Source organism: Flaviaestuariibacter flavus (assembly GCF_004337505.1).
Lineage (GTDB): Bacteria > Bacteroidota > Bacteroidia > Chitinophagales > Chitinophagaceae > Flavisolibacter > Flavisolibacter flavus.
In genome coordinates, this window is the sequence record NZ_SJZI01000046.1 from 171,064 (window position 1) to 195,971 (window position 24,908).

Below are 24,908 nucleotides of genomic sequence, written 5' to 3' on the forward strand. Positions count from 1 at the left end.
GACTTTGGTTCAGTCATTCCGCTGCTTTGGCAAGAGCGGTCAGTCTTAAAGTTTGTGGAGGCGGAAGGCGCTAAGCGGGGCCGGGCGCCCGGGGCACCCGGTGTGCACTTTATCTTAAGGCATAACTACCGATGTTGATTTCCTCCTCCACCCTTTATTAGTGGAGGCCTGCCGCAGGCGGGCAAAGCTCCCGCAACTCACTGCCGTGAATTATAGGACATTCCCCTGCCAGTAAGACTGCTCCAAAACTGTAATCGTAGAAAAAGTCTCCGTGCCCTCTGCGAAACGCTCCGTGTCCTCTGCGAGAAAAAACACCCGCGGTAGAAACATCCGGCAAATCCAAAGCTCGAAAGATACCCTGCCCGGCGCTTGTTCCGATCGTTCTTTAAACAAAAAGCCCCGCAGAGCGCGGGGCGTATCATTAATCAGTTACCTAACCGGTGAAAAAGGTCTTTCACCTGGTGGTTCCAAAGCTGGCTCTGGTCTTTGATCTCATTTTTGGAAGCGAAATCCTTGATGACGAGAATCGTTTGATTGCTGACCTCCGACTTCTCGATCCGGAATTCGAAGAATTCGTCTTTGGGCGCATGGCTCCAGTGGAAGCGGATGAATTTGTCTTCTTCCTTTTCCAGCACTTCGGCCGTGTCTTCCGAACCGTTCCAGGAAAAGGTAAAGACGTTGTCCTGGTCGTCTACCTTATCGGCAAACCACTCCTGCAGACCCGAAGACGTGGAGAGAAATTCGTACAGGATGGTTGGGGAACAACGGACAGGAAATTCAAGCGTATACAACTGTTTTTTGCTCATCGTCACATTTTAATGCCTCGGGAGGTGTGCAATTATAGAAATAATACCGTACGGGCAAAATTTATTTTTTGGCGCCCCCCGGCGGGCCTTTCCCGGTGCGGCGGGCGGGCAGAAAAATTTTTTGCATATGGATGGATTTCCTAATTTGGAAGGAGTTAAGCCACTAACTGCTCTGTGACCGAACCGTGCGATGGAAATTCTGGCATAACCAAAACGTTCGCCACCAATCCAGAAATCCATAATTCCCTTCCTATGAGCATGCGTCAACTCAAGATCTCGCAGTCGATCACGAACCGCGAATCGCCCAGTCTCGAAAAGTATCTCCAGGAAATCGCCAAGGTAGAAATGATCACCTCCGAAGAGGAAGTACGCCTCGCAGGCCGCATCCGTGCCGGCGATGCCCGCGCCCTGGAGCGCCTCACCAAGGCCAACCTGCGCTTCGTGGTGTCGGTGGCCAAGCAGTACCAGAACCAGGGCCTTTCCCTGCCCGACCTCATCAACGAGGGTAACCTCGGCCTCATCAAGGCCGCCCAGCGCTTCGACGAAACGAAGGGCTTTAAATTCATCTCCTATGCCGTTTGGTGGATCCGCCAGTCGATCCTCCAGGCCCTGGCCGAGCAGGCCCGCATCGTGCGCCTGCCCTTGAATAAGGTGGGGCTCACGGCCCGCGTGGCCAAAGCGGTAACGCAGCTGGAGCAGGAATACGAGCGCGAGCCCACCGCCGAGGAGCTTGCCGAGTTGCTCGATATGGAGATCGATGAGGTACGCGCCAGCCTGAGCATGAACAGCCGCCACCTGAGTGTGGACACCCCGCTGTCGGACGGCGAGGACGGCACCCTGCTCGACGTGCTGGAGAATACCAACTGCGAAAGCACCGACCGGGGCGTTGCCTACCGGGAGTCGCTGCGCACCGAAATCAAGCGCACCCTGCAAACGCTCACCGAGCGCCAGAAGGAGGTCGTGATCTATTTCTTCGGCATCGGGATCGCCGAGCCGCTCAGCCTCGACGACATCGGCGTGCGCTTCAACCTCACCCGCGAACGCGTACGGCAGATCAAGGACAAAGCCATCGCCAAGCTGCAGTCGACCCATAAAACGGCGCTGCTGCGCGGCTACCTCGGCGCCTGATAGCGCCGGAATATCAAATAACGAATTTCGAATATCGGTTTGCCGGCCTCCATGATGGGGGGCAAGCCTGCCTGTAAGGCCGATATTCGTCATTCAATATTCGTTATTCGATATTCTTCTAACGTATCTTTGCCCCCTCATTCTAAGTGAATCCTGTTGATTCACTTTTTCTTTTTAAAAACCTGACCTCAATATGTTCGAATCATTACAGGACCGGCTGGAAGGTGCGTTTAAGAATCTGAAAGGTGAAGGCCGTATCACCGATTTGAATATCGCCTCTACGATCAAGGAGATCCGCCGCGCCCTTGTGGATGCCGACGTGAACTACAAGATCGCCAAGGAATTTACCGACACGGTGCGCGAGAAGGCACAGGGTGAAAAGGTGCTCAACGCCATTTCTCCCGGCCAGCTGATGGTGAAGATCGTGAAGGACGAGCTCGTGAGCCTGATGGGCGGCGAGGTGGCCGAATTCAATGCGAAGGGCGCCCCGGCCGTGATCCTGATCGCCGGCCTGCAGGGCTCGGGTAAGACCACCTTCTCGGGCAAGCTGGCCAACTTCCTCAAAACACAAAAGAAGCTGAACCCCCTGCTGGTGGCCGCCGACGTATACCGCCCCGCGGCCATGGAGCAGCTCCGTGTGCTGGGCGAGCAGATCGGGGTGGACGTGCACATCGAAACCGAAAACAAGAACCCGGTGGAGATCGCGCAGAACGCCATCCGCGACGCCCGCTCAAAGAATAAGAACGTTGTGATCATCGACACCGCCGGCCGCCTGGCCGTTGACGAGGCGATGATGACCGAGGTAGCCAATATCAAGAGCGCCGTTAGCCCCAACGAGATCCTCTTCGTGGTGGATTCGATGACCGGCCAGGACGCGGTGAACACCGCCAAGGCCTTCAACGACCGTCTCGACTTCTCGGGCGTGGTGCTCACCAAGCTCGACGGCGACACCCGCGGCGGTGCGGCCCTTTCCATCAAGTACACCGTCAACAAGCCGATCAAGTTCATCTCCTCCGGTGAGAAGATGGATACGCTCGACGTGTTCTACCCCGAGCGGATGGCCCAGCGTATCCTCGGCATGGGCGACATCACCACCCTCGTGGAGAAGGCCCAGGCCCAGTTTGACGAGGAAGAAGCCAAGCGCCTCGAGAAGAAGATCCGCAAGAACCAGTTTGATTTCGATGATTTCAAAACCCAGCTGGAGCAGATCAAGCGGATGGGTAACCTGAAAGACCTCATTGGCATGATCCCCGGAGTGGGCAAGGCCATCAAGGACATCAACATCTCCGACGATGCCTTCAAGGGAATCGAGGCGATGATCAACTCGATGACCAAGCAGGAACGCGCAAACCCCGACGTGATCGATGCCTCCCGCCGTAAGCGCATTGCCAAGGGCGCCGGCAAGGACATCTCCGACGTCAACAATTTCATGAAGCAATTCGAGCAGATGCGCGAGCTGATGAAGATGATGAACAAAATGCCGATGGGCAAGATGATGCCCGGCGGCTTCGGTAAGCGATAGTGTGCTAGTGTGCTGGTTTGCTAATGTGCTAAAAGAAAGCCGCTCTGCAGGGGCGGCTTTCTTTTGCTGGTAGGTCAAAGGTATTAGCACACTAGCACAGGAACCCACTAGCACATTCTCCCGTGGCATGTGTTTTATGCGTAACTTATAATGTGCTGCACCGTTCTACCATACAACTACTGCGCTTTCCTTTTTCGCTCTTCCTGCTGCCGGTATACCTCTTTGCCATCAGCCAGGTGCCGGAGGTGGATCGCGGTCGGGCGGCACTGATCTTCTTCATCCTGCACGTGCTGGTATACCCGGCTTCTAATGGTTACAATTCGTATATGGACCGCGACGAGACGCCCATCGGCGGCCTCCGCGCGCCGCTGCAGCCCACACGCCAGCTGTTCTGGACCACGGTGCTGCTGGACGGCATTGCCATCCTGCTCTCGCTGCTTTTTGTGAACGCGGTTTTTGCGTTCGGCGTACTTGCTTATATCGCTGCATCGCGGGCCTATAGCTGGCGCGGCCTCCGTCTCAAGCGCTTCCCGGTGACCGGCTTTCTGACGGTATTCCTTTTCCAGGGCGCCTGGATCTACGCTGCCGTGGCATTGGCTTTTCACGCGGGGGGCGGCTCGCTGCTGCTGCCGGCGCTTGCAGCTTCCTGCCTTGTGGGCGCCCTTTACCCGCTGACGCAGATCTACCAGTTTGAGGCCGACCGCGCCGACGGCGTCACCACCATCTCCTACAAATTGGGCAAGCGCGGCTCCTTCCTGTTCAGCATGTTCCTGTTTGCAGCAGCAGCGGCATTACTTTTCTGCTATTTTTCAGCGGCAGGACAACTCAACCATTTTTACCGCTTTCTCGTTATTACCCTGCCGGTGGTCGGGTTTTTCTTTTACTGGATGAGGAAGGTGTGGCGCAATGAAGCCGCCGCCGACTTCCGCCACAGCCTGCAGATGAACCTGGTGGCAACAGCCTGCACGACCCTTTATTTTCTCACCCTCATCTATTCGAACCATTGAGCAAGATCTTGTCCATCGGCACTGCAGTACCCGCCTACGGCCACCGGCAGGAAGACATCCTGCAGTTTATGCAGGCAGTGTATGCCCCCGACGAGCCTGCGCGCCGCAAGCTGCGTTTTCTCTACGCGCAGAGCGGCATCGCGCAGCGCTACTCGGTGCTTCCCGATTTCAGCCGGCCGCCAACAGAATGGCGCTTCTTTCCCGCCACCGAAGGCCTCGAGCCTTTTCCGTCGCTGGAGCAGCGGATGGCGGTATACCACAAGCAGGCGCCGCTGCTTTCGGTTGATGCGGCCCGTGCCTGCCTGAAGCATAGCTGGGAGGCGCACAGCATTACGCACCTCATTACCGTAAGCTGTACGGGCATGAGCGCCCCCGGCCTCGACCTGCAGGTAATGGAGCTGCTCGACCTGCGTCCCGATGTCTTCCGCACCTCGGTCAACTTCATGGGCTGCTATGCGGCGGTGCACGGGCTGCGGCTGGCCGACGCACTTTGCAAAACAGACGCGGCGGCGCGGGTGCTGGTGATCTGCACCGAGCTGTGCACGCTGCATTTCCAGCGCGAAGCCACCATGGACAATATCGCGTCTTCGCTGCTGTTTGGCGACGGGGCGGCAGCCGTGCTGCTGGCACCCGACGATGCGCCGGAGGAAGGCCTTTTTCTCGATGGATTTCACAGCGAAGTGCTGCCGAAAGGCCGCCGCGATATGGCCTGGGAGCTGTCGTCGACGGGGTTCCTGATGACCCTCAGCGGTTATATCCCCGATCTGGTGGAAGCCGACTTCCGTCCCATCGTGGAGCGCGCACTCGGGCGGCAGGGCGTCGCGCTATCCGAGGTAAGCCATTGGTGCCTGCACCCGGGCGGCAAGCGCATTCTCGACGCCGTGCACCGGAGCATGGGCTTCAGCGGTGGCGAGCTGGAAGCTTCGAGGAGCGTGCTGCACGATTACGGCAACCTCTCTTCGGCCACCGTGCTTTTTGTGCTGCAACGCATGCTCGAAACGCGCGCGCCGGTAAGCAGGCTGGTGGGCGCCGCCTTCGGGCCCGGACTTACCGTGGAAACCTTTACCGCACACAGCTGATGCCTTCTTTACGTACACGCACATACGAAAAAGAGCTCCTCGACCGCGACGATATTCCCTTCGCCGACATCGCTCAGAATATGCGCGAGCTGGATGTGATCAACACCCGGCTCGGTGGGCACGTTATTACCACATCCGGGCTGCGGACATTGCTCGGGGATGAGCGGCCAACGCGGCCCGTGCGCGTGCTCGAGATCGGCTGCGGTGGTGGTGATAACCTGCGCGCCATCGGTCGCTGGGCCCGTCGCGAAGGGGTGGCCGTGGCGCTGACCGGCGTCGACATCAACCCGGAATGCATCGCTTTTGCCCGGCAGCGGCCCGGATCTGCCGGCATTCATTTTATTGAAAGCGACTACCGCACCCTGCAACCGGAAGCAGCTTACGATATCGTTTTCTCCTCGCTCTTCTGCCATCATTTTACCGACGCCGAGCTGGTGGAGCAGCTGCGCTGGATGCATGCCCGCGCGGTTCGCGGATTTTTTATCAACGACCTGCACCGGCATCCGCTCGCGTATCATGCCATCCGGCTGCTCACCCGGGCTTTTTCGCGGAGTTACCTCGTACGCAACGATGCACCGCTATCGGTTCGCCGGGGCTTTCAGCGGGTCGAGTGGACAAGTTTGCTGGAAAAAGCCGGGATCCGCAATTACCAATGCCGCTGGCGCTGGGCCTTCCGCTGGCTGATTATCGCACCTCATGAGTAGTGATTCACGATACGATGTCATTATCATTGGCGGCGGCCTGGGCGGGCTGGCCGCGGCCACCTGCCTGGCCCGGGCGGGCCACAGCGTTGTTGTTTTTGAAAAGGGCAATTATCCGGCGCACAAAGTCTGCGGCGAATATGTGTCGTTGGAAAGCTGGTGCTTTCTGCGCGACCTTGGGATGCGGCTCGAAGAAATGGACCTGCCGCAGATCGACCGCTTCCGGCTGACGGCGCCCGACGGGCGTGCCTTCGACACGCGCCTGCCGCTCGGCGGCTTTGGTATCAGCCGATTTGCCCTTGATGCTGGGCTTGCCGCCTGTGCCCGCGGCGCCGGCGCCACCGTGGTGGAGGGCGCGCGCGTGGAAGACGTATCCTTTGATGGTCGTTTTAGAGTATCCGTAGAAATACGGGGCGCGGGGCGAAGGGAGTTTGAGGCGGCCGCCTGCTGCGGCGCCTGGGGCAAGCGCAGCAATGTAGACCTGCGCTGGAACCGCGCCTTCCTGCAACGGCAGGACCGGCGGCTCGACAATTTTATCGGGGTGAAATACCACCTGAGCACTCCCTGGCCGCAACATACCATCGGGCTGCACAATTTCCAGGGTGGCTATTGCGGCATTTCGCGGGTGGAGGCCGGCCGCTCCAGCGTTTGCTACCTGGCGCGCGCGGAGGCGCTTCGTGCCTGCGGCGGCAAGCTTGCGCGCCTGGAGCGGGAAGTGCTGTGCCGGAATCCGCACCTCGCACGCATCTTCGACGATGCAGAAGCGGCTGAGCCTTTCCCACTCACCATTTCGCAGATCACTTTTCAAACAAAAGCACCTGTAGAGCAGGGCGTGCTGCTGCTGGGTGACGCTGCGGGGATGATCTCGCCGCTCTGTGGCAACGGCATGAGCATCGCACTGCACTGCGGCAAGCTGGCCGCCGCGGAGATCTCCGCCTTCCTGCAGGGAAAGCAGGGACGCGCCGCCATGGAAGCCGCCTACGCAGGGGCCTGGCGCCACCAGTTTGCCGCGCGGCTCGCACGCGGCCGCCTGCTCCAGCGCTTCTTCGGCGGGCAACGGGCAACCAATGCTTTTGTCCGGCTTTTCTGCGCTTTCCCGGCACTCGCCCGCCCGGTGATTCGCAGCACACACGGGGAGATTTTCTGATTTTGGATTTTGATATTTCCCGCAATGACGGTTGCGCCGTCGCGCAAAGCGCGGCCGCAATTGGCGCCAGCTTTCATGATTCAAGCTCCCGACACAGGCACACCCTTTGTACCTTTACGCCCATCGTTATGAGCCAATCGAAAAAAACATTGGTGCTGGGTGCCTCGGACAATCCCAGCCGCTACAGTTATCTTGCTATCCGCCGCCTGGCGGCCCACCAGTATCCGGTGGTGGCCATCGGCCGTAAAACCGGAGAAGTATCGGGTGTGCCCATCGCTACCGAAGCCGCGCCTGTAGAGGGCATCGACACGGTAACGCTTTACCTCAATCCCCAGAATCAGAAACCCTATTACGAATATATCCTTGGCCTCAAGCCGCGGCGGATCATCTTCAACCCCGGCACCGAAAACGACGAGCTCATCGAGAAAGCGGAAAGCGCGGGTATCGAGCCCGTCATCGCCTGTACGCTGGTGATGCTCAGCACCGGGCAATATTGATCGCAGATGTCAGATCTGAGATAGTTTGATCCGACATCTGAGAGGTATTAGCTCTTCCATAGGATAATTTTACCATATTTTAAAGCCTGTTCCTCCACGGAACGGGCCCATTGGGCGAAAACGCAGCTTCCGGGCTGCTGGGAAAGGGAACTTTGCGGGTCAACCTTACCGTAAAGCACCGACATGAAACCCTTTTTCCTCATCCTTTTCCTGCTGGGCAGCCTTTGCCTGCACGCCCAGGGCCGCGCGCCGCTTCGCGAGCCCGACCCCCATAAGCCGTTGCTTTTTGCGACCCTGCCTTCTGTGCAGCCGGTGCAGCCCGAAAAGCTGGAGGTGTTGCTGGGTCATGCCGTCGGCGATACGGTAACCTTCCAGCTGAGCCCGGCCCTTCGGGTGACGGGAGTGGTTACATCGGTATCCGATGGCAGCGATAAGACGCTCAGCAGCGTCGTTATCCGCAGCCAGGCACTGGGTGGCGCCACCTTCAGCTTTGCCCGCCGTATCGGCGGCGATGATACTGAATACACCGGCCGCCTGCTGAGCTATAACCACGGCGATGCCCTGGAGCTCGTGCGCGAAAACGGGAAATACCGCCTCGAGAAGCGCGGCCTCTACGACCTGCTGAGTGAATAACCTTTAACTGCTTTTGCCATGCGTGCCCTGCTCTCCTTACTGCTGCTTGTTTTTAACTGTGCCGTATTCGGCCAGACACCCCCGGCCTGGAGCTCGATGCCCGATGTCCGCCCGACGATCTTCCTGGATTTTGACGGCCATACTGTTACCGGCACCCAATGGAACACTGCCGGCCCCGTGGTATGCGGTCCTGCGAACATCACCCAGGCGCAGATCGCCGAGATCTACGAGCGGATTGCCGAAGACTACCGGCCTTTCGCGGTCAACGTTACCACCGACTCCACCAAATACTGGGCAGCGCCGGCCAAGCAGCGGATGCGGGTCATCTTCACCATCAGCAACAGCTGGTACAGCAACGGCGTCGGCGGTGTTTCGTATACCAACTCCTTTACCTGGGGCGACAACACACCCAACTTCGTTTTTACCACGCTGCTGCAATACAATACCAAGTGGCTGGCCGAAGCCGGCGCGCACGAGGTAGGTCATACGCTTGGCCTCCGCCACCAGGCATCCTACAACAGCTCCTGCGGCAAGATCACCGACTACTACGCCGGCACCGGATCGGGTGAGATCGGCTGGGCACCCATCATGGGCGTTGGCTATTACCAGAACATGACCACCTGGAACCTCGGACCGAATTCGCTTGGCTGCAACAACATGCAGAGCGATGTGGATGTGATTACGCGGACGCTGAACGGCGTGCCGGTGAACGGCATCGCCTACCGCACCGACGATGTCCCGGAGACGATGGCGGAAGCGGCAAACACCACTTTTGATGCCGACACCTTCCGCATCCAGGGCGTGATTGAGCGGGCTGCCGACCGCGACCTTTTCAAGTTTCGCCTCGACCGCGGCGCCCGCTTCCGCCTCGATGCCGTACCCTTTAACCTGGGCTCGGGTAATGTGGGCTCCGACCTCGACATCCAGGTGCTGCTCCTTGATGCCACCGGCACGCAGCTTGGCTCGTACAACCCCGCGCCGCTGCTCAACTCGGTGATCGATACGGCGCTCGCCACGGGCGACTATTACCTGATGATTGACGGCAAAGGCAACCAGTTTGCGCCCGAATACGGCTCTCTCGGCTCTTACGACCTGAAGGCTTCCGCAACGCCCTTCAACGTGCTGCCGCTCTACCAGCTGACCCTGCACGGCAGCAGTGCCGGCGGGCGTCATACCCTGAACTGGAAAGTAGTGGCCGATGAAGTGCTGACGGAGCAGGTGCTCGAAGCCAGCGACGACGGCCGCAACTTTTACGTGCTGGCCACCCCGCCCCCGGGCACCACCAGCTATACGTATACCGTTGCTGAAGGGGCCCGCCGCCAATACCGTATTAAAGTCGTTTTCAACAACGGCCGTTATTACTATTCGAAGGCCGTGCTGCTGGCTGCCGCTGCAGGCGCCACGCCGCAACTGCTGCGCACGGTAGCGCAGGGAGGCTCGCTGGCGGTGCAATCGCCGGTCGCCGGCCGCTACCAGGTGGGCAACGCGCTCGGCCAGGTAATGGCTGCCGGTGTGCTGCCGCAAGGAAGCAGCAACCTGCCGCTGCCCCGCCTCGCCGCCGGCGCCTACTGGGTGCGCTTTACGGTAGGCGGCTCGGAGACCGTACAGAAGTTTATCCAGCCCTGACCAGTACCGCCTTTTGCACAGATTTCCCACAAACCTGTTCCCTGCAGGAGTGAACCGGGCCCTACGGCCCGGTTTTTTCGTATATTGAGGAAATATCATACGTATGCGTTGGAGACGTTTTAACGGGGCCACCATCGAGTTGCCGATCTACCAGGCGGTGGAGGAGACCATCCGCCGGGAGACCGAAAACGGCAGCAAGCTGAAGGTGTGCATCGGCACCGACTCACAGGTAAAAGGGAAAGACACCGAGTTTGCCACGGTGATCGTTTTCCTGCGGGAAGGACACGGCGGCTTTATGTTCATTCACAACGACAAGACCGTGCAATCGTACACCATCAAGGAGCGGATGCTCGTGGAGGTGGCGAAAAGCATCGAGATTGCCTACGAGTTGTGCAACCTGTTTACCCAGTATAATGTGGACATGGAGGTGCATGCCGACATCAACACCAACCCCAGCTTCAAGAGCAACGACGCGCTGCGCGAGGCGATGGGTTATATCCTGGGCATGGGCTTCGCATTCAAGGCGAAGCCGGAAGCCTTTGCTTCGAGCTGTTGCGCCGACAAGATGGTGAACTGACCTGCCTGCTTCCGGTTTTATGCACGCCGGGAGGCGGGCCTGGGCTTCGTCGGCAATAAGATTTGGAAGGGGAAGAAGGTTTTTGAACCGCAAAGAGAAAAAGAAAAGAAGCGATACGCGAAGATGTTATGTAAAAGGTCCCGCAGGCGGGACCTTTTCAATTGTATTCCTTAGCGCAACGCTTATTCAACTTCTTTTCTTCGCGGTGAAAAACTCTTCTTCTCCTTTTCTCCCTTATTTCACTTTTTTCTTTTCTTCTTTCTCGTACCGCTCATTCAGTTCATGGATGAACGAAAGTATCTGCCGCACACCGGTGCGTTTTTCTGCGGAGGTAACGAAATACGGCGGCGGCTCCTCCCATTTTTCCAGCAGGGTATCGATAAAGCGGCGCACGTTGGCGGCCACCTCGCGCTGCGTGGTTTTGTCCGACTTGGTAAAGGCCAGTGCAAAAGGCACCTGCCATTCACCCAGCTGGTTGATGAATTCGAGGTCGAGGTCCTGCGGCTCATGGCGCGAGTCGATCAGCACAAAGAGAAACACGAGGCTTTCGCGCTTACGGATATAGTTCTCGATCATCTTCGACCATTCCTTGCGGAGGGCTTGCGAGCGCTTGGCGAAGCCATAGCCGGGAAGATCCACGAGGTACCAGGGGCGACCGTCGCGGGGCGTGATGGTAAAGTGGTTGATCAGCTGGGTCTTGCCCGGTGTACGCGACACCTTGGCCAGCTCTTTTTTGCCCGTCAGCGCGTTGATCAGCGAGCTCTTGCCCACGTTCGATCGCCCGATGAAGGCATACTCCGGGCGGTCGCCTTTGGGACACAGGTCGATGGACGGCGAGCTAATGAGGTATTCGGCTTTGACGATCTCCATGCCGCAAAGATAGCCGCCCGCGGCGGGTAAGAGAAAGAACGCAGATTTGTTATGATTTCTAGGATGAGGGCAGCCTTCGATTCCGTTCTTGCTGACAAGTGTCCGGGTGCGTTTGTTGAACCGTGACCCTTGTCCGCAAATCATAACCAATCATAATAAATCGGCGTATCCGGCTTGCGGGATCTGCGTTCTTTCTCTCCACGGCGTACCTTCGCGGCGCCATGGCGCGCTACGCACACGATAATATCAAGCCTTTCGCGGAGGAAGGCAACAAAAAGGAGCAGGTGGCCGGTATGTTCGACGAGATCGCCGGTCGCTATGATTTCATGAACCGCGTGCTGAGCGCGCGCATCGACGTATTGTGGCGTAAAGCCGCCATGCGGGCGCTGGCGCCCTACAAGCCGCAGCTGCTGCTCGACGTGGCTACCGGCACCGGCGACATGGCACTGATGGCGGCCCGCATCCTGCGCCCGGCGCGGATCGTGGGCATCGATATCTCCGAAGGCATGCTCGCCGTCGGCCGCGAAAAAGTGTGCAAGGCAAATGTTGGAACGCAAATTGAGTTGGTGAGCGGCGACAGTGAGACAATAAACGCGGCCGACAATTCGTTTGATGCAGGCATGGTGGCCTTCGGGGTGCGCAACTTTGAGCACCTCGAGAAAGGCCTGGGAGAAATCCTGCGGGTGCTCAAGCCGGGTGCGCCGCTGGTGATACTGGAGTTCAGCCGCCCACGGCTGCCGGTGATCCGCCAGCTGTACGGGTGGTATATGGGATGGCTGGCTCCGCAGATGGCAAAGTGGTTTAACCAGAACAAAAAAGCCTATCAATACCTCAACGCCTCAGCGAACGCTTTTCCCGACCGGCAGGATTTTGTCGCTATCTTGAAAAACGTGGGTTATATCGATACCTCGTTCAAACCCCTAAGCTTAGGAATATGTTGTTTATACGCCGGACGCAAAAGGCAGCCCTGATTGGAATACTACTACTGTGCGGATTTGCAATGGGTGCAAAGGCCCAGTTCATGAAGGAGATCAATATGGTGGAGCACGAAGCAAAGCCGTATTACTTCGGTATCACCCTGGCGGGCAATACGGCCCGCTTCCACATCGAGCAGCACGAGTCTTTCCTCGCGCAGGATTCCATCCTCGTGGCGGAGCCCACCAATTCGGGCGGCTTCGGTCTCGGACTCCTGGCCACCCTGCGTCTCAATCACCGCTTTGAGCTGCGCTTTAATCCCACACTCGTATTCATGGAGCGCAACCTGGTGTACCAGCAACGTTTCCGCGACTTCGACCAGGGCTTCGAGGTGACCAAAAAAGTGGAGTCGGTGATCACCTCCTTTCCGCTGCAGGTCAAGTTCCGCTCCGACCGGATCCAGAATTTTCGCGTCTACATGCTCGCCGGCGGCAAGCTCGATTACGACCTCGCCTCCAACGCCAAGGCCCGCCAGGCCGACGACATGGTGCGCATCAACAAGGTCGACTACGGCATCGAAGCCGGCCTCGGTTTCAACTTCTACATGAAAAGCTTCATCTTTTCACCCGAGATCAAGATCTCCAACGGACTCCGCAACATGCACGACCGCAACGAGAACCTCCGCTACTCCAGCGTACTCGACCGCATCCAGAGCCGGATGATCGTTTTCTCAATCCACCTCGAAGGCTAGGCTACGCGAAAACCGTGGAAAGAATGATATGGAAAAAGCCGCGCACGCGCACCTTTTATATTTCGTTTTCGCAATTCCGCGTTCCTAATTCAGCATGCTCGAATGCTCCTTCAGGAGCTGCTTTTCTTTCTCGCTCAGCGAGCCATAGCCTTTTCGTGCGATCTTGTCGAGGAGGCGGTCAACGGTCTCCTGGCGGTCGCGGCGCTCGAGGTTGTATTTTTCATCGATGGTGAGTCCGCTCTGCGTGTCGCCGAGCACATGGGTGCGCTGCGCTTTGCGTGCAAAAAAGTAAAGCAGTAAGCCGATGGCCACGAGTCCCAATATTCCCGGAAACATAAAGTAGCTTGTTTGAATGCCTTTTGGCTGCGATAAAAATACCGCAAAAAGCGCTTCACAGCTGTTAAATCAGGGCCGGGTCAGTATCCACAGGCGCCACTGGCCGATAAGCTGCGGCTCATCGAGGCCGGTAAGCCGGAGGGCCTCCGCCCGGGTGGTGCAGGCAAGCAGGCGGCGCAGCAGCGACCGCCCGTAGCGGGCATCCAGCCAGGCCACTACCGAGCCCGCGAGCGCATAACGCTCCCGCCCCTTCCAGAAACCGTCGAGGCTTTCCGGCGCGCGTCCCGACGCGACGAGGCGGCCCACCTGCCCGCGGCGGGTGCTGTCCCACTGCCCGGAGGCATAGGTGGCCATTCCTTCCACCAGCCAGTCGAGACCGGTCACAGCGCTGAAGTCGCCCGAAGGATTGCGCTGGCCGTGGTAGACATGCACCAGCTCGTGGGTGATCACCTGCTGTGTTGCTGGCCGGTCTTCGGCCCGGTGCTCGCAGGCTTCGTCCTTCCACCGGCGCCTTGCCAGCAGGTCGAGGCGGTGGGCCACGCCGCTGGCCACCATCCAGCACTCGCTGCGGAATGAGGTGTCGCCCCACTCGCGGCGCCAGGTGCTGTCGAGCGAGGCCCGCGACGGATGCACATACACTCCGAACGGCTTCCGGAAAGCGCTGTCGAAGAAGCGGCTTACGGCTTTCCTACCGCTACCCACGGTTTTGCGGTAATAGCCGAGGTCGGGCCGGTCCGCAGCCGTATACAAAAGCACGTATCCTTTTTCAACCGAGCGGTTCCATCCCGGCGGCTGGCGGTGGCCGGTAAGCAGGAGGAGGAGGAGCAAGAGCAGGGGCGGTCGTTTCAGGCAATAGGGCATAGCAGGCGTATTTGGGTTGAAGTTGCCTGTCACTCCGAAGGTACCGATCGCCTCCTGTTCATCCGCCGCCTTGTGATGAATGGCCCGGATAATGACACAAAGGAAAAGCACAGCGGGAGGCTGTGCTTTTCCAGGGTTATCAGTCAGCGTTTTTGACCTTGACAATTTTGCCTTTTTTCTTGTCCCGGTGCTTGCCATAGATGTAGCCTGCGCCGGCACCGACCACACCGCCGATCACGGCGCCCTTGCCTTTTTTATGGCTGACCACGGCACCCGTGGCGGCGCCTGCTGCAGCACCAATAGCCGTGTTTTTGCGCGCCCGGCTATGGGTTACCACTTTTGTCTGCGCGGAAGCGTCACCGGCTGCGAGGCATACCATCGTGAGTGCCAGGAAGCCACTATACAGGAGCTTTTTCATAATGCTGCTTTTTATAAGCTAAACCGGTGCAAAAGCATGCCAAAACCTGGTGGAGACTCAGCACTGGCAATTGCAACACCTGTTAAATCAATTCGTCCGCCCACTCGTAGCGTGCATACCAGAAGAAATATTTCCCGAGACTGAGCAGGTCTTCATCGCTGAAAGGGCGCGACAAAAAACGGTCGCGGATCTCCTGAAGCACGCGGTCTTTTTCGGTGTAGCGCCCAGTGCTCATAAACGTTTCGCAAAGCAGGATCTTGTGGCCGCGTCTGCCCTGAATTGGATGCCGAAAAGCACTTCGCGGGGACGGCTTTCAATGAGCGCACGCTGCTGGCGCACATCGTAGCTGTTGGAAAAAGGCGATCCCCAAAGGCGCTTGGTTGAATGCTTGGTTTGTGGCAAATACCAGGAGCAGCAGCAGCGGTGTTCGCATATTCTAAAGATGCGGAAAGTTTCCAAATCCCATAAAAGGATACACCTTGCTTGCTGCTCAGGGCTTCGGCTTTGCACGATCGTATTGCTCCGGCCACGGAAGATCCACGCCCAGTTCGGTGGCGGCATGCATCGGGAAGTAGGGATCGCGCAGGAGCTCACGTGCCAGCAGAACGATGTCGGCTGAGCCTTCCTGCAACACTTGCTCCGCTTCCTGCGCGGTACGGATCATGCCAACGGCACCCGTGGCGATACCGGCTTCCTTCCGGATGCGTGCAGCAAAGGGCACCTGGTAAAGCGGGCCCACGGGGATGGGCGCGCGGGGCACGTTGCCACCCGTGGAGCAATCGATGAGATCTACGCCTGCCGCGCGCAGGCGGGCTGCCAGCGCCACCGAATCTTCGGCGGTCCAGCCGCCTTCGGTCCAGTCGGTAGCGGAGACGCGCACCAGCAGCGGCAGCTGCGCCGGCCACAGGGCCCGCAGGTCGGTGGTGACCTCCATCACGAGGCGGATGCGGTTTTCGAAAGAGCCGCCATAGGCATCGTCGCGGTTATTGCTGAGGGGCGAGAGAAACTGGTGCAGCAGGTAGCCGTGGGCGGCATGTATTTCTGCAACTTCGAAGCCGGCCTTCAGCGCCCGTTCCGCCGCGGCCCGGAAGTCGGCTTTCACCTTTTCAATTCCGGCTGCGTCGAGTTGCTGTGGCTGCGGGTAGTTCGGGGCGAAGGGCTGCGCCGTGGGCGCCACCGGTGTCCAGCCGTTTTCGGCAACCGCGCCGCTGCCTTCCCAGGGGCGCAGCGTGCTGGCCTTGCGGCCGGCATGCGCCAGCTGGATTCCGGCGATGGCGCCTTGTGACTTGATGAAATCCGTAACGCGGCGCAGTCCCGATATATGCTCATCACTCCATATGCCCAGGTCCTGCGGACTGATACGCCCTTCGGGCGAAACCGCCGTAGCTTCCGTAATAACGAGCGCCGCGCCGCCAACGGCGCGGCTGCCGAGGTGCACGAGGTGCCAGTCGTTGACGAAGCCCTCGCTGCTGCTGTACTGGCACATCGGTGAAACAGCAATGCGGTTTTTCAGGGTGAGGCCGCGAAGGGTGAGGGGAGCAAACAGGAGCGCCATGATTGTAACGGTGTTTGCCGCAAACCTAAGCCCGGGCCAAATGCCTCCTGCAACCGCCCACGGGCCCCGCGGGATCCGGTTCATCATTTCCTGCTTGTCTACGAGGCCCCCGGTAAACCCCGGCGCTATTGACACGCAGCGGCCGGGGGGATGGGCGTGGCAAAGACGCCGAAACAGAAAGGCACGGAATCAAAGAAGCGATATCGGGTTGCAGAATTCATGCTTCCTAAGGATAGCAAGCTCCTGGAAAAAAAAGAGCCCCTTGCAAAGGCAAGGGGCGTGGACAATCTACATTGTTATGAGAAAAATATAGGGTGCCCCGGAGCGGGGTGTTGAATGCGGTATGGCGACCGCCGGCTATGCGCTGGCGCGCCACCGCTGCGGCTATAAGAAATTGAACGGGTAAAAGGTGAGGCATACTGAGTGAAGGCGAATCATTGCTAGTTGGTTTCGATGCTTTGATATACGGCACTTTGCCGATCGCAGTTGGGTCGGAAGCCTGATAAATATATGCAATTGTTACCGGATGCTGCTTTCGTGCTGCACCGGTTTTATTCCGAGCGACTGCACCGGCAGCAGCAACTCGAAGGTGGCGCCTTCGCCCGGCTCGGAGCTGGCGCGCACCACGCCGCCGAGGCGGTTGGCCACTTTCTGTACGATGGCGAGGCCGATGCCGGAGCCCTCATACTCGGCGCGCCCGTGGAGGCGCTGGAATACCTGGAAGATGCGCGTGGCATATTTCTGCTCGAAGCCGATGCCGTTGTCGCGCACATCGATGGCGTACCAGTCGCCGGTAACCGACAATGGCAGTCCTTCCCGCGCCGGGTCGCCGGGCGGCAGGATGCGTCCGCTCACCGATACTTCCGGGGCCACGCCCGGCCGGTGGTATTTGAGGGCATTGCCTACCAGGTTTTGAAACAGCTGTTGCAGCTGGCGGGCATCGGCTTCCAGCTGCGGCAGGGGTCCTACCTGCACCTGGGCGCCGGTCTCCTGGATCACGCCTTCGAGGTCGAGCAGCACCTCCTGCATCACCGCGTTGAGATCAACCGTTTCCGGCACCACCTCGCGCGCGGCGCGGGAGTAAAGCAGCAGGTCGTCGATGAGGCGCTTCATGCGGCCCGCGGCCGACTGCAGGCGCTGCAGCAGTCCTTCGTGCGAAGGCGACAGCTTGCCTTCGAGCTCGAGGGCGAGGCGGTCGGAAAAGGTGGAGATCTTGCGCAACGGTTCCTGCAGGTCGTGCGAGGCAACGTAGGCAAACTCCTCGAGCTCGCTGTTGGTATGCTGCAGCTGCAGGGTCCGCTCGTGCAGTTCCTGGATGGCCCGCTTTTCGTCGGTCCGGTCCTGCATGGTGGTGAGCACGCCGCCGCCGAACTTGACCCGGTACACGCGCGCATAGCGGTCGATATTGGAATAATACAGGTCGGAGACTACCGTCTCGCCCGTTTCGTACGACCGGCGTATTTCGTCGAGCACCTGCCCGCGCATATTCTCGCTAAGCCAGGGGGTGGTTGATACACGGAGTTTGCCGAGCTCGGTTCCCGGTACTTTCAGGAAGCTGAGCACGGCTTCGTTTCCAAACTCGTATACAAAATCGGTGACGGCGCCCGCGTCGTTAAACAGGGGGCGGAGCCAGATAAAGGCAAGCGGCTGCCAGTCGAAGAATTCGGAAAACTGGGCGGCGTCGAGGTTCGGCGTGTGCTGCATCGTAAGGTTAAGATGGGCAAATTAGGGGAATTCGGTTCATGGTAAACGGATGAGTACGCCCGCAGGAACAGCGGGCGAAGAAAAAGCCCCGGCTTGCGCCGGGGTTCCGTTCAGTGCGCCGGCTCCGGCACTTCGGCCGTGGTGGGGTCGATGACCGCTACCACGCGGTTGACTTCATTGGCCGGGAAGCCACCCTTGCTCGCATGGCGCCGCACCGTCTCTTCGTCGGGTGCCACGTACACGCAATAGATCTTGTCGGCCGTTACATAACTCTGCACCCACTGGATGTCGGGTCCCATCTCATGAAGCACGCCATTGGAGGTTTGCGAAATGGCCTGGAGTTGCTCGCTGCTCATTTTACCGGCGCCGGGCAGGTCGCGTTCAATCACGTATTTGGGCATATGCTTGGGGTTTGATGACGGTATTGGTGCGGGAGACACTCCTAATTTACAAAAAAGGCATGCAGGCGCGGAAACTCTTTTTACCCGCTGATGACGGGCTTTCCTGCCGACCTTTAACGGCACAGATGAACCGCTACGCACTGCTCCGTACGCTGATGGCCCTTGCCTACATCGCTGCCGGCATCAATCACTTTGTTCACCCGGGTACCTACCGTGCCATCATGCCGCCCTGGCTGCCCGCGCATGCGGCGCTGGTTGCTGTGAGTGGTGTGGCGGAGATCCTGCTCGGCGCCGGGTTGTTGCTCCCGCGAACACGCCGCGCCGCCGCATGGGGCATCGTAGTTCTACTGGTAGCGGTTTTCCCGGCTAATATTCAAATGGCGCTGAACTGGTGGCGGAGCGGGCACCCCCACCTCTGGATCGCCTTGCTGCGGCTTCCGCTGCAGGGGCTGCTGATCTGGTGGGCACTGCTGTATACGCGCAGGAACAACTAGCCACATCGGCTACTAATAAAAGCCCCGCGCGGGCAGTGCTTCAAATTCATTTATCCAATCACCGAATCATCGCGCGTTCCGGCACGGAGTCTTTTCGAAGGTGGCTGAGGCCGTAGAAATACCGGATCGGCGTCGCCCGCGCTCCGCCAGCAGCACCGCGCCGCAGCCCGCGGCATAGGCGAGGATGTCGGTGGGGGCACCGTTTGAGATCCACAAGTCTTATTGCTTCAGGTAAACGCGGCGGTAGTACCGGCCGCCGTTGCTGCTGGTTTTCATCCAGTCGAAGACGGCCTCTGTGGGTGTGAGCACCCGGATATAGCCGGTGTCGAAATAACGCAGGTTACTGATCCAAAGACGGTTGCCGGGCAAGAGCTGGTAAGTGCCGCTTTCGGTCATCCCGTTTTCACGCACCGCAAACTGCCCGGTGCTGTCAAAGCGCCAGTAATCGGATGCGGTGCCCCAGTAGGTGCCGGGGTTAGGGTAGCCGTATTCGAACACGAAGTTGTTGACGTTGGAAATGGAGTCCTTATACACTTTCCAGCTGCGGCGTATGATGCCGGTGGTATCGCCCGGTTGCGGGGGCGGAGGCGGGATGGGCATGGGAACCGGTGCCGGTTCGGGGGGCGCCGGCTCCTGGTTTTTGGAGCAGGCGACAGCCAGGGGCAGCAACAGGAAGAGCGTGTATTTCATAACGTGCGGTTGGTGGCGCAAAAGTAACATGGCCGCGCCTGCCGGGCAAGCGCGGCCATGGGGCGTTAGTTCGCTGACTTCGGGTCCCAGCCGATGTTCCAGCGTACACCGAAACGGTCGGTGACCACGCCGAAGAGCGCGCCCCAGAACTGGATCTTGAGGGAGTCGAACACGTTGCCGCCTTCGGATATCTTTTCAAAAAAGCGGCGGCATTCCTCTTCGGTGGCGCAGGCCACCATCACGGAGAAGTTGTTGCCGGTGGCATAGGGCCCCGGGAACATATCCGAAGCCATCAGCACGAAGGCGCCGTTATTGAGCTGGCCGTGCATGATGCGGCCGTGGGCTTCGGCGGGAAAGCGTTCGGCCATGGGCGAGGCCCCCACTTCGAGCAGCTGCAGCTCGCCGCCGAAGCAGTTCTTATAAAATTCGAGGGCTTCGCGGGCCTGGCCGTTGAAGTTGAGGTAGGGAATCGCGTGTGTTTGCATGATGGATTTGCTTTGGGCAAACGTATTGGAAAAGGTGGAGACGCAGGCGTGCGGTTTGCGACAAAATGGAAGGGGGCTTGGACGCACCCGGGAAAAATCCCCTGAAATCCTGTTGAAAAACCCATGGCCGACAGGCTGGAGGTGACGAGCTTGCTGAAAAAACTATGGCGAACACTTATTCTCAGAGCCACGTCCATGTGGTGATGGCGGTGCGAAACCGTGCGGCGCTCATCGGGCCATCGTTCCAGGAGCGGATGCACCAGTATATGACCGGTGCCGCGCAGAACCAGGGTCACCGGCTGCTGGCGATCAATTCAATGCCCGACCATCTTCACGCCGTATTGGGCATGGGACTGCACCAGGCACCATCGGATTTTATGCGTATCTGGAAAGGCGACACTTCCGAATGGATCAACAAGAGCGGCTTATGCCCGGAACGTTTCAATTGGCAGGGGGGCTTCGGCTGGTTTCACCTGGACCGCTCCCGTCTTTACCCGGTAATCGATTACGTGATGCATCAACAGGAGCATCACCGCAATGTTCCCTTCCGGCAAGAATATATGGGGCTGCTAAACGAGGAGAACGTTCCGTTCGATCCCCGTTATATTTTCCGCGACCCCGAATGATTGGCAACGGTCGTTCCGTCGCACGTTCGAACGTTTTGCCCCTACGGGGCAATCGGATCATTCATGCGCACATCGGCTACCGACGTTTTGTCCCTACGGGACAAGAGGGAATTTGCTCCTGGTTGCCTCGATGGTTTGTCAGGCGCAGGTCGGTAGCGAATTGCCCCATAAGGGCAACATGTCGGTACCGACGTTTTGTCCCTACGGGACAAGAGGGAATTTGCTCCTGGTTGCCTCGATGGTTTGTCAGGCGCAGGTCGGTAGCGAATTGCCCCAAAGGGGCAACATGTCGGTAGCGAATTGTCCCGTGGGGACAAAACGTTGGTAGATCGTGGCAACATGGATGTTTTGTTTGCCCCGTAGGGGCAAAACGTTCGACCGCCGGATAGCAACAGCACCTGAGAAAAAAAAGCATCCGCACGCGGGCGGATGCCTTGAAAAGCCGTCCTTAAATGGCTACACCATTCCCGGTGCCTCCGCCTTCTTCCGCCCCGCCCGGTACAGCAGGTCAAAGGCAAAGAAGGATGCGCACTTGTCGGCATCGCCGGGGAAGCGGGCGCCCACTTCATGAATCGCCTGGCACAGTGCCAGCTCGAGGCTGCGGCGCGCGGCGCGGATGGCGGCCGCCTTTTCGTCTACCTTGCCCGACTGCCCCTGCTGCCCGCTGCGCACGGTGAGCCAGCCGCCTGGGAAGGAGCGGAGCTCGTCGGCCAGGTCGGTGCCGAGGAGGGCCGCATGGCGGGTGGCTGCGTCGGCTGCCAGCTGCATCAGCGAAGCAGCGTTGCCGCGGTTGATATCGTTGTAGCCGTCGAGGCCCTGGGGAAAGAATTCGAGGTAGATGGGATCGCCCTTGCGGATGCGTTTGGCGCCGAGGGTGTCTTCGGCCTGGCGCATCGTGTCGAGGAAGGCTTCGGTGTAGTCGTCGGTGGTGGCGGTCTGCCCTTTCAGCACGGCGCGGGCAGAGACGATGCCGCCGAGCAGCTCGCGGTAGTTGTTGAGGGGTGCCTCGATGCCGGCGGCCACGTCGGCAAGAACTGTATGAAGCGCGGCATAGCAGGCTTCGCCGTGGAGCAGGAGGCGGTAGTTGGAGATGTGCGTGTCGTCGTAGAAATTGCCGAAGATCTTGATAGGGTTGATAATCATTGTAAACGGTTTTGTGGTGATGGGTGTGGGAGAAGAAATTGACAGAATTGTCAATGACGCCGGGTAAGTGACGGGTGGCGTTGACAAAACTGTCAATAGCGTCAATCGGTTGGGGGATGCCGTTGACAAAATTGGCAGCGGCATCATCCGGATCCTGGATGCCGGTGACAGAATTGTCAAGGGCATAGATCCGGCGCGGGATGCCGTTGACAGTTTTGTCAGTGCCGTTGATCCGCCGCCGGATGCCATTGACAAAACTGTCAATGCCATCCGGCGGCCGCGGCATGCGGTTGACAATTTTGCCAGTGGCCCTTCGGAAAGCCGGTGCCGTTATGCGGGTAAAGCGGGAAGTAGTTTTTGATGACGCCATACGTTCGGTTTAGGGGGAACGGGGGCGGTGTTGATCAGGAGGGTAGCAGTTGGTTTTGGAGCGGAGGCTGGATGTTTCTTAAAGATAGTTCGTCCTTTTGGGATGTGCAAGCGGGGAAATACGTAAAGACCCATCCCCAACCCCTCGCCCCGGAGCAGCGGGGAGCAGAATTGAGTTGCCGGTTGGATAGGTGTGCTACCGGGAGATCCCGGGAATGAAGATTACATGATCACAGATTACATGATCAAATGAATACATGAGGGAAGGGGAGAAGTAAAAGGTAAGGAACGTGCGTCACCTCTATAATCATGTATTCATGTAATCTGTGATCATGTATTCCACCCTCAAAAAACCAAAGGAGAAGCTGAAACCTAATCGGCTACACTGCTCTTCTCTCCTTCTCCCGCAGCAAGAGGGGGCCGGGGGTGAGGGGCATGCACGGCTGCGGTGGGCCCGCCGCAGGCGGTTCAGGGTCCCCGACCCGAATGTCAACGGCGACACGGCCGCCACCCGGGGGCCTCTTTTCCGCCCAAGCCCTGCCTTCATCCTTTTTCTACTTATCCTACCTTTGGCGCCTATGATTCAGAAAATCAACGCAGCCATTACCGCCGTCGGCGGCTATGTTCCCGATACCAAGCTCACCAACGCCGACCTCGAGAAGATGGTGGACACCACCGACGAGTGGATCCGAACCCGTACCGGCGTCGAGGAGCGCCGCATCCTCAAGGGCGAAGGTCTCGGCACTTCCGACATGTGCGTACCCGTGATCCAGCAGATCTGCGAAAAACGCGGCATCTCGCCCGAAGAGATCGACTGCATCATCGTGGCCACCGTAACACCCGACATGGTGTTCCCCGCCACGGCCAATATCGCCGCCGACAAGGCCGGCGCCAAAAACGCCTGGGGCTTCGACCTCGAGGCCGCCTGCTCGGGCTTTCTCTTCGCCCTCACCACCGGCGCCGCCCTCATCGAAAGCCGCCGCTATAAGAAAGTAATGGTGATCGGCGCCGACAAAATGAGCTCCATCATCGACTATACCGACCGCCAGACCTGCATCATCTTCGGCGACGGCGCCGCGGGCGTGCTGCTGGAGCCCAACCACGAGGGCTTCGGCGTGCTCGACTCCCTGCTCAAGGCCGACGGCTCGGGCCGCCAGTACCTCCACATGAAGGCCGGCGGGTCGGTGAAGCCCCCGAGCGCCGAGACGGTCGCCAACAAAGAGCACTATGTATACCAGGAGGGGCAGACCGTATTCAAGTTCGCCGTAAAAGGCATGGCCGATGTGAGCGCCGAGCTCCTCGAGCGCAACAACATGACCGGCGACGACATCGCCTGGCTGGTGCCCCACCAGGCCAACAAGCGCATCATCGACGCCACCGCCAACCGCATTGGCCTCCCCGCCGAAAAAGTGATGCTCAACATCCATAAATACGGCAACACCACCGCCGCTACCATCCCCCTCTGCCTTTACGAATGGCGGCACGAGCTCAATAAGGGCGACAACATCGTGCTGGCAGCCTTCGGCGGCGGCTTCACCTGGGGCGCCACGCTGGTCAAGTGGGCCTATTAAAATGTATGATGTCCGATGCCGGGTGTCTGATTTTGGTTCGATACTATTGAAGGAGACACCTCGCTTGAACGGGGTGTTTTTTTGTTAATCAGGCTTCGGCTCCGCTCAGCCTGACAGCGGCTTGTCACGCTGATCGTATCCGAACCCGGTCATCCTGAGCGGAGCCGAAGGATGGCCCCCGAAAGGGGTGGTGCCGCCGTTGGCATTCCGGTCGGGGACCCTGAACCGCCTGCGGCGGGGGCACGCCCGGCCGCGCCGCTCCTTTTCGCTCCCCCGTTCCCGTTGCACTCCTCCCCGCGCCAACAAAACCCTTCAGAACCCTTCAGAACCTTCTAAAACCCCGCTAAAACCTTTCGTTTACCCTTATTTTCGTAGATATGATCGCTTTTCTCCGGGGCAAGTTTGTCAACCTTACCCCCGCCCACGTTTACATCGACGTCAACGGGGTGGGTTACGAGGTGCACATCAGCCTCCACACCTATAGCCAAATCCAGGAGCAGAAAGAAGGTACCCTGTTCACCCACCTGCTGGTGCGCGAAGACGCCCACATCCTCTACGGCTTTGCCGATGAAGGGGAGAAGGACCTCTTCCTCAAGCTGCTGGGCGTTTCCGGCGTCGGCGCCGCCACGGCCCGCGTGATGCTGTCGTACCTGAAACCCGAAGAGCTCGGCCGCGCCATCATGAACGGCGACGCCCGCTCGCTGGAGCGCGTCAAGGGCATCGGGCGGAAAACCGCCGAGCGCATCGTGCTCGAGCTCCGCGACAAGCTGATCAAAAACCCCATCGAAGGGGGCACCCCGACCACTGCTAATAATTCCGGCTGGAAAGGCAATACTTTGGAGACCGATGCGTTAAATGCGCTGGTGGCTCTCGGTATCGCCCGGGCGGCCGCCGATGCCGCCGTGCGCAAGGTTGTGGCCCAAAACCCCGACCTCGGGGTGGAGGAAGTCATCAAACGCGCCCTGCAAAGCTTGTGAGATACTATTCATCATCGCT

28 protein-coding genes are annotated in these 24,908 nt (G+C 59.1%); 16 read left to right on the plus strand and 12 right to left on the minus strand.

The annotated features are described in order from the left end of the window. Positions 1-425: 425 nt before the first annotated feature. A complete protein-coding gene (locus tag EPD60_RS13265; RefSeq protein WP_131450008.1) occupies positions 426-806 on the minus strand; it encodes an START-like domain-containing protein in 381 nt (126 codons plus the stop codon). A 252-nt stretch (positions 807-1,058) separates the two neighbouring features. Here EPD60_RS13265 and EPD60_RS13270 point away from each other — a divergent pair, with 252 nt between their 5' ends. The 10 genes from EPD60_RS13270 (at position 1,059) to EPD60_RS13315 (ending at position 10,723) form a co-directional block, all read left to right on the plus strand. Then, positions 1,059-1,934 carry a sigma-70 family RNA polymerase sigma factor gene (locus tag EPD60_RS13270; RefSeq protein ID WP_243647836.1) on the plus strand — a complete coding sequence of 292 codons (876 nt, stop codon included), beginning with the start codon at positions 1,059-1,061 and terminating at the stop codon, positions 1,932-1,934. A gap of 193 nt (positions 1,935-2,127) precedes the next feature. Next, a complete protein-coding gene (gene ffh, locus EPD60_RS13275; protein WP_131450009.1) occupies positions 2,128-3,456 on the plus strand; it encodes a signal recognition particle protein in 1,329 nt (442 codons plus the stop codon). A 152-nt stretch (positions 3,457-3,608) separates the two neighbouring features. Next, entirely contained in the window at positions 3,609-4,463 is an 855-nt protein-coding gene (locus tag EPD60_RS13280) for a UbiA family prenyltransferase (RefSeq protein ID WP_165871542.1), read from the plus strand. After that, positions 4,460-5,542 (plus strand): type III polyketide synthase, encoded by a 1,083-nt coding sequence (locus EPD60_RS13285; protein ID WP_131450011.1) that lies wholly within the window; start codon positions 4,460-4,462, stop codon positions 5,540-5,542. The genes EPD60_RS13280 and EPD60_RS13285 overlap by 4 nt, the downstream gene beginning before the upstream one ends. Next, positions 5,542-6,246, plus strand: coding sequence for a methyltransferase domain-containing protein (locus EPD60_RS13290; RefSeq protein WP_131450012.1), 705 nt, complete (start codon positions 5,542-5,544; stop codon positions 6,244-6,246). The genes EPD60_RS13285 and EPD60_RS13290 overlap by 1 nt, the downstream gene beginning before the upstream one ends. Next, a complete protein-coding gene (locus EPD60_RS13295; protein WP_131450013.1) occupies positions 6,239-7,390 on the plus strand; it encodes an NAD(P)/FAD-dependent oxidoreductase in 1,152 nt (383 codons plus the stop codon). Before EPD60_RS13290 ends, EPD60_RS13295 begins: the two co-directional genes overlap by 8 nt. A gap of 128 nt (positions 7,391-7,518) precedes the next feature. Next, positions 7,519-7,887, plus strand: a complete 369-nt coding sequence (locus EPD60_RS13300) for a CoA-binding protein (RefSeq protein WP_131450014.1) — start codon at positions 7,519-7,521, stop codon at positions 7,885-7,887. Between the two features lie 183 nt (positions 7,888-8,070). Continuing rightward, on the plus strand, positions 8,071-8,520 hold the full coding sequence (locus tag EPD60_RS13305) for a hypothetical protein (RefSeq protein WP_131450015.1): 450 nt from the start codon (positions 8,071-8,073) through the stop codon (positions 8,518-8,520). An 18-nt stretch (positions 8,521-8,538) separates the two neighbouring features. After that, on the plus strand, positions 8,539-10,146 hold the full coding sequence (locus EPD60_RS13310) for a pre-peptidase C-terminal domain-containing protein (RefSeq protein WP_131450016.1): 1,608 nt from the start codon (positions 8,539-8,541) through the stop codon (positions 10,144-10,146). A gap of 103 nt (positions 10,147-10,249) precedes the next feature. Continuing rightward, positions 10,250-10,723, plus strand: coding sequence for a ribonuclease H-like YkuK family protein (locus tag EPD60_RS13315; protein WP_131450017.1), 474 nt, complete (start codon positions 10,250-10,252; stop codon positions 10,721-10,723). A 234-nt stretch (positions 10,724-10,957) separates the two neighbouring features. On the opposite strand, the gene yihA is transcribed toward EPD60_RS13315, so the two are convergent. Further along, entirely contained in the window at positions 10,958-11,593 is a 636-nt protein-coding gene (gene yihA / locus EPD60_RS13320) for a ribosome biogenesis GTP-binding protein YihA/YsxC (RefSeq protein WP_131450018.1), read from the minus strand. 221 nt (positions 11,594-11,814) lie between these two features. Here yihA and ubiE point away from each other — a divergent pair, with 221 nt between their 5' ends. Both ubiE and porT read left to right on the plus strand, forming a co-directional pair. Beyond that, positions 11,815-12,564, plus strand: coding sequence for a bifunctional demethylmenaquinone methyltransferase/2-methoxy-6-polyprenyl-1,4-benzoquinol methylase UbiE (gene ubiE / locus EPD60_RS13325; protein WP_131450019.1), 750 nt, complete (start codon positions 11,815-11,817; stop codon positions 12,562-12,564). Further along, on the plus strand, positions 12,528-13,259 hold the full coding sequence (gene porT / locus EPD60_RS13330; protein ID WP_484488974.1) for a type IX secretion/gliding motility protein PorT/SprT: 732 nt from the start codon (positions 12,528-12,530) through the stop codon (positions 13,257-13,259). The genes ubiE and porT overlap by 37 nt, the downstream gene beginning before the upstream one ends. 84 nt (positions 13,260-13,343) lie before the next feature. On the opposite strand, the gene EPD60_RS13335 is transcribed toward porT, so the two are convergent. The 7 genes from EPD60_RS13335 to EPD60_RS13360 form a co-directional block, all read right to left on the minus strand. Next, positions 13,344-13,595, minus strand: coding sequence for a DUF6576 domain-containing protein (locus tag EPD60_RS13335; RefSeq protein ID WP_131450021.1), 252 nt, complete (start codon positions 13,593-13,595; stop codon positions 13,344-13,346). A gap of 69 nt (positions 13,596-13,664) precedes the next feature. Then, positions 13,665-14,456, minus strand: coding sequence for a hypothetical protein (locus tag EPD60_RS13340; RefSeq protein ID WP_131450022.1), 792 nt, complete (start codon positions 14,454-14,456; stop codon positions 13,665-13,667). Between the two features lie 139 nt (positions 14,457-14,595). Further along, on the minus strand, positions 14,596-14,874 hold the full coding sequence (locus tag EPD60_RS13345) for a YMGG-like glycine zipper-containing protein (RefSeq protein ID WP_131450023.1): 279 nt from the start codon (positions 14,872-14,874) through the stop codon (positions 14,596-14,598). A gap of 82 nt (positions 14,875-14,956) precedes the next feature. Then, positions 14,957-15,109, minus strand: coding sequence for a hypothetical protein (locus EPD60_RS17020; protein WP_165871543.1), 153 nt, complete (start codon positions 15,107-15,109; stop codon positions 14,957-14,959). A 255-nt stretch (positions 15,110-15,364) separates the two neighbouring features. Continuing rightward, positions 15,365-16,429: an NADH:flavin oxidoreductase/NADH oxidase gene (locus tag EPD60_RS13350; protein WP_131450024.1), complete on the minus strand. Its 1,065-nt coding sequence runs from the start codon at positions 16,427-16,429 to the stop codon at positions 15,365-15,367. Positions 16,430-16,948: 519 nt separating this feature from the next. Next, entirely contained in the window at positions 16,949-18,133 is a 1,185-nt protein-coding gene (locus tag EPD60_RS13355) for a sensor histidine kinase (protein WP_131450025.1), read from the minus strand. Between the two features lie 110 nt (positions 18,134-18,243). Next, positions 18,244-18,534: a DUF4242 domain-containing protein gene (locus tag EPD60_RS13360; protein ID WP_131450026.1), complete on the minus strand. Its 291-nt coding sequence runs from the start codon at positions 18,532-18,534 to the stop codon at positions 18,244-18,246. Between the two features lie 125 nt (positions 18,535-18,659). Between EPD60_RS13360 and EPD60_RS13365 the strand changes: the two genes are divergently transcribed. Then, positions 18,660-19,028 carry a DoxX family protein gene (locus tag EPD60_RS13365; protein ID WP_131450027.1) on the plus strand — a complete coding sequence of 123 codons (369 nt, stop codon included), beginning with the start codon at positions 18,660-18,662 and terminating at the stop codon, positions 19,026-19,028. Between the two features lie 219 nt (positions 19,029-19,247). Here EPD60_RS13365 and EPD60_RS13370 read toward each other — a convergent pair whose 3' ends face one another. Together EPD60_RS13370 and EPD60_RS13375 are read right to left on the minus strand one after the other, a co-directional pair. Further along, on the minus strand, positions 19,248-19,718 hold the full coding sequence (locus EPD60_RS13370) for a hypothetical protein (RefSeq protein ID WP_131450028.1): 471 nt from the start codon (positions 19,716-19,718) through the stop codon (positions 19,248-19,250). A 65-nt stretch (positions 19,719-19,783) separates the two neighbouring features. Beyond that, entirely contained in the window at positions 19,784-20,203 is a 420-nt protein-coding gene (locus tag EPD60_RS13375; RefSeq protein WP_131450029.1) for a VOC family protein, read from the minus strand. A gap of 164 nt (positions 20,204-20,367) precedes the next feature. Between EPD60_RS13375 and EPD60_RS13380 the strand changes: the two genes are divergently transcribed. Continuing rightward, positions 20,368-20,829, plus strand: a complete 462-nt coding sequence (locus EPD60_RS13380) for a transposase (protein ID WP_131450030.1) — start codon at positions 20,368-20,370, stop codon at positions 20,827-20,829. A gap of 456 nt (positions 20,830-21,285) precedes the next feature. Here EPD60_RS13380 and EPD60_RS13385 read toward each other — a convergent pair whose 3' ends face one another. Then, positions 21,286-21,972, minus strand: a complete 687-nt coding sequence (locus tag EPD60_RS13385) for a hypothetical protein (RefSeq protein ID WP_131450031.1) — start codon at positions 21,970-21,972, stop codon at positions 21,286-21,288. Between the two features lie 947 nt (positions 21,973-22,919). Here EPD60_RS13385 and EPD60_RS13390 point away from each other — a divergent pair. Together EPD60_RS13390 and ruvA are read left to right on the plus strand one after the other, a co-directional pair. Beyond that, positions 22,920-23,912, plus strand: coding sequence for a beta-ketoacyl-ACP synthase III (locus tag EPD60_RS13390; RefSeq protein ID WP_207896656.1), 993 nt, complete (start codon positions 22,920-22,922; stop codon positions 23,910-23,912). A gap of 377 nt (positions 23,913-24,289) precedes the next feature. Further along, positions 24,290-24,889, plus strand: coding sequence for a Holliday junction branch migration protein RuvA (ruvA, locus tag EPD60_RS13395; RefSeq protein WP_131450032.1), 600 nt, complete (start codon positions 24,290-24,292; stop codon positions 24,887-24,889). Positions 24,890-24,908 lie beyond the last annotated feature (19 nt).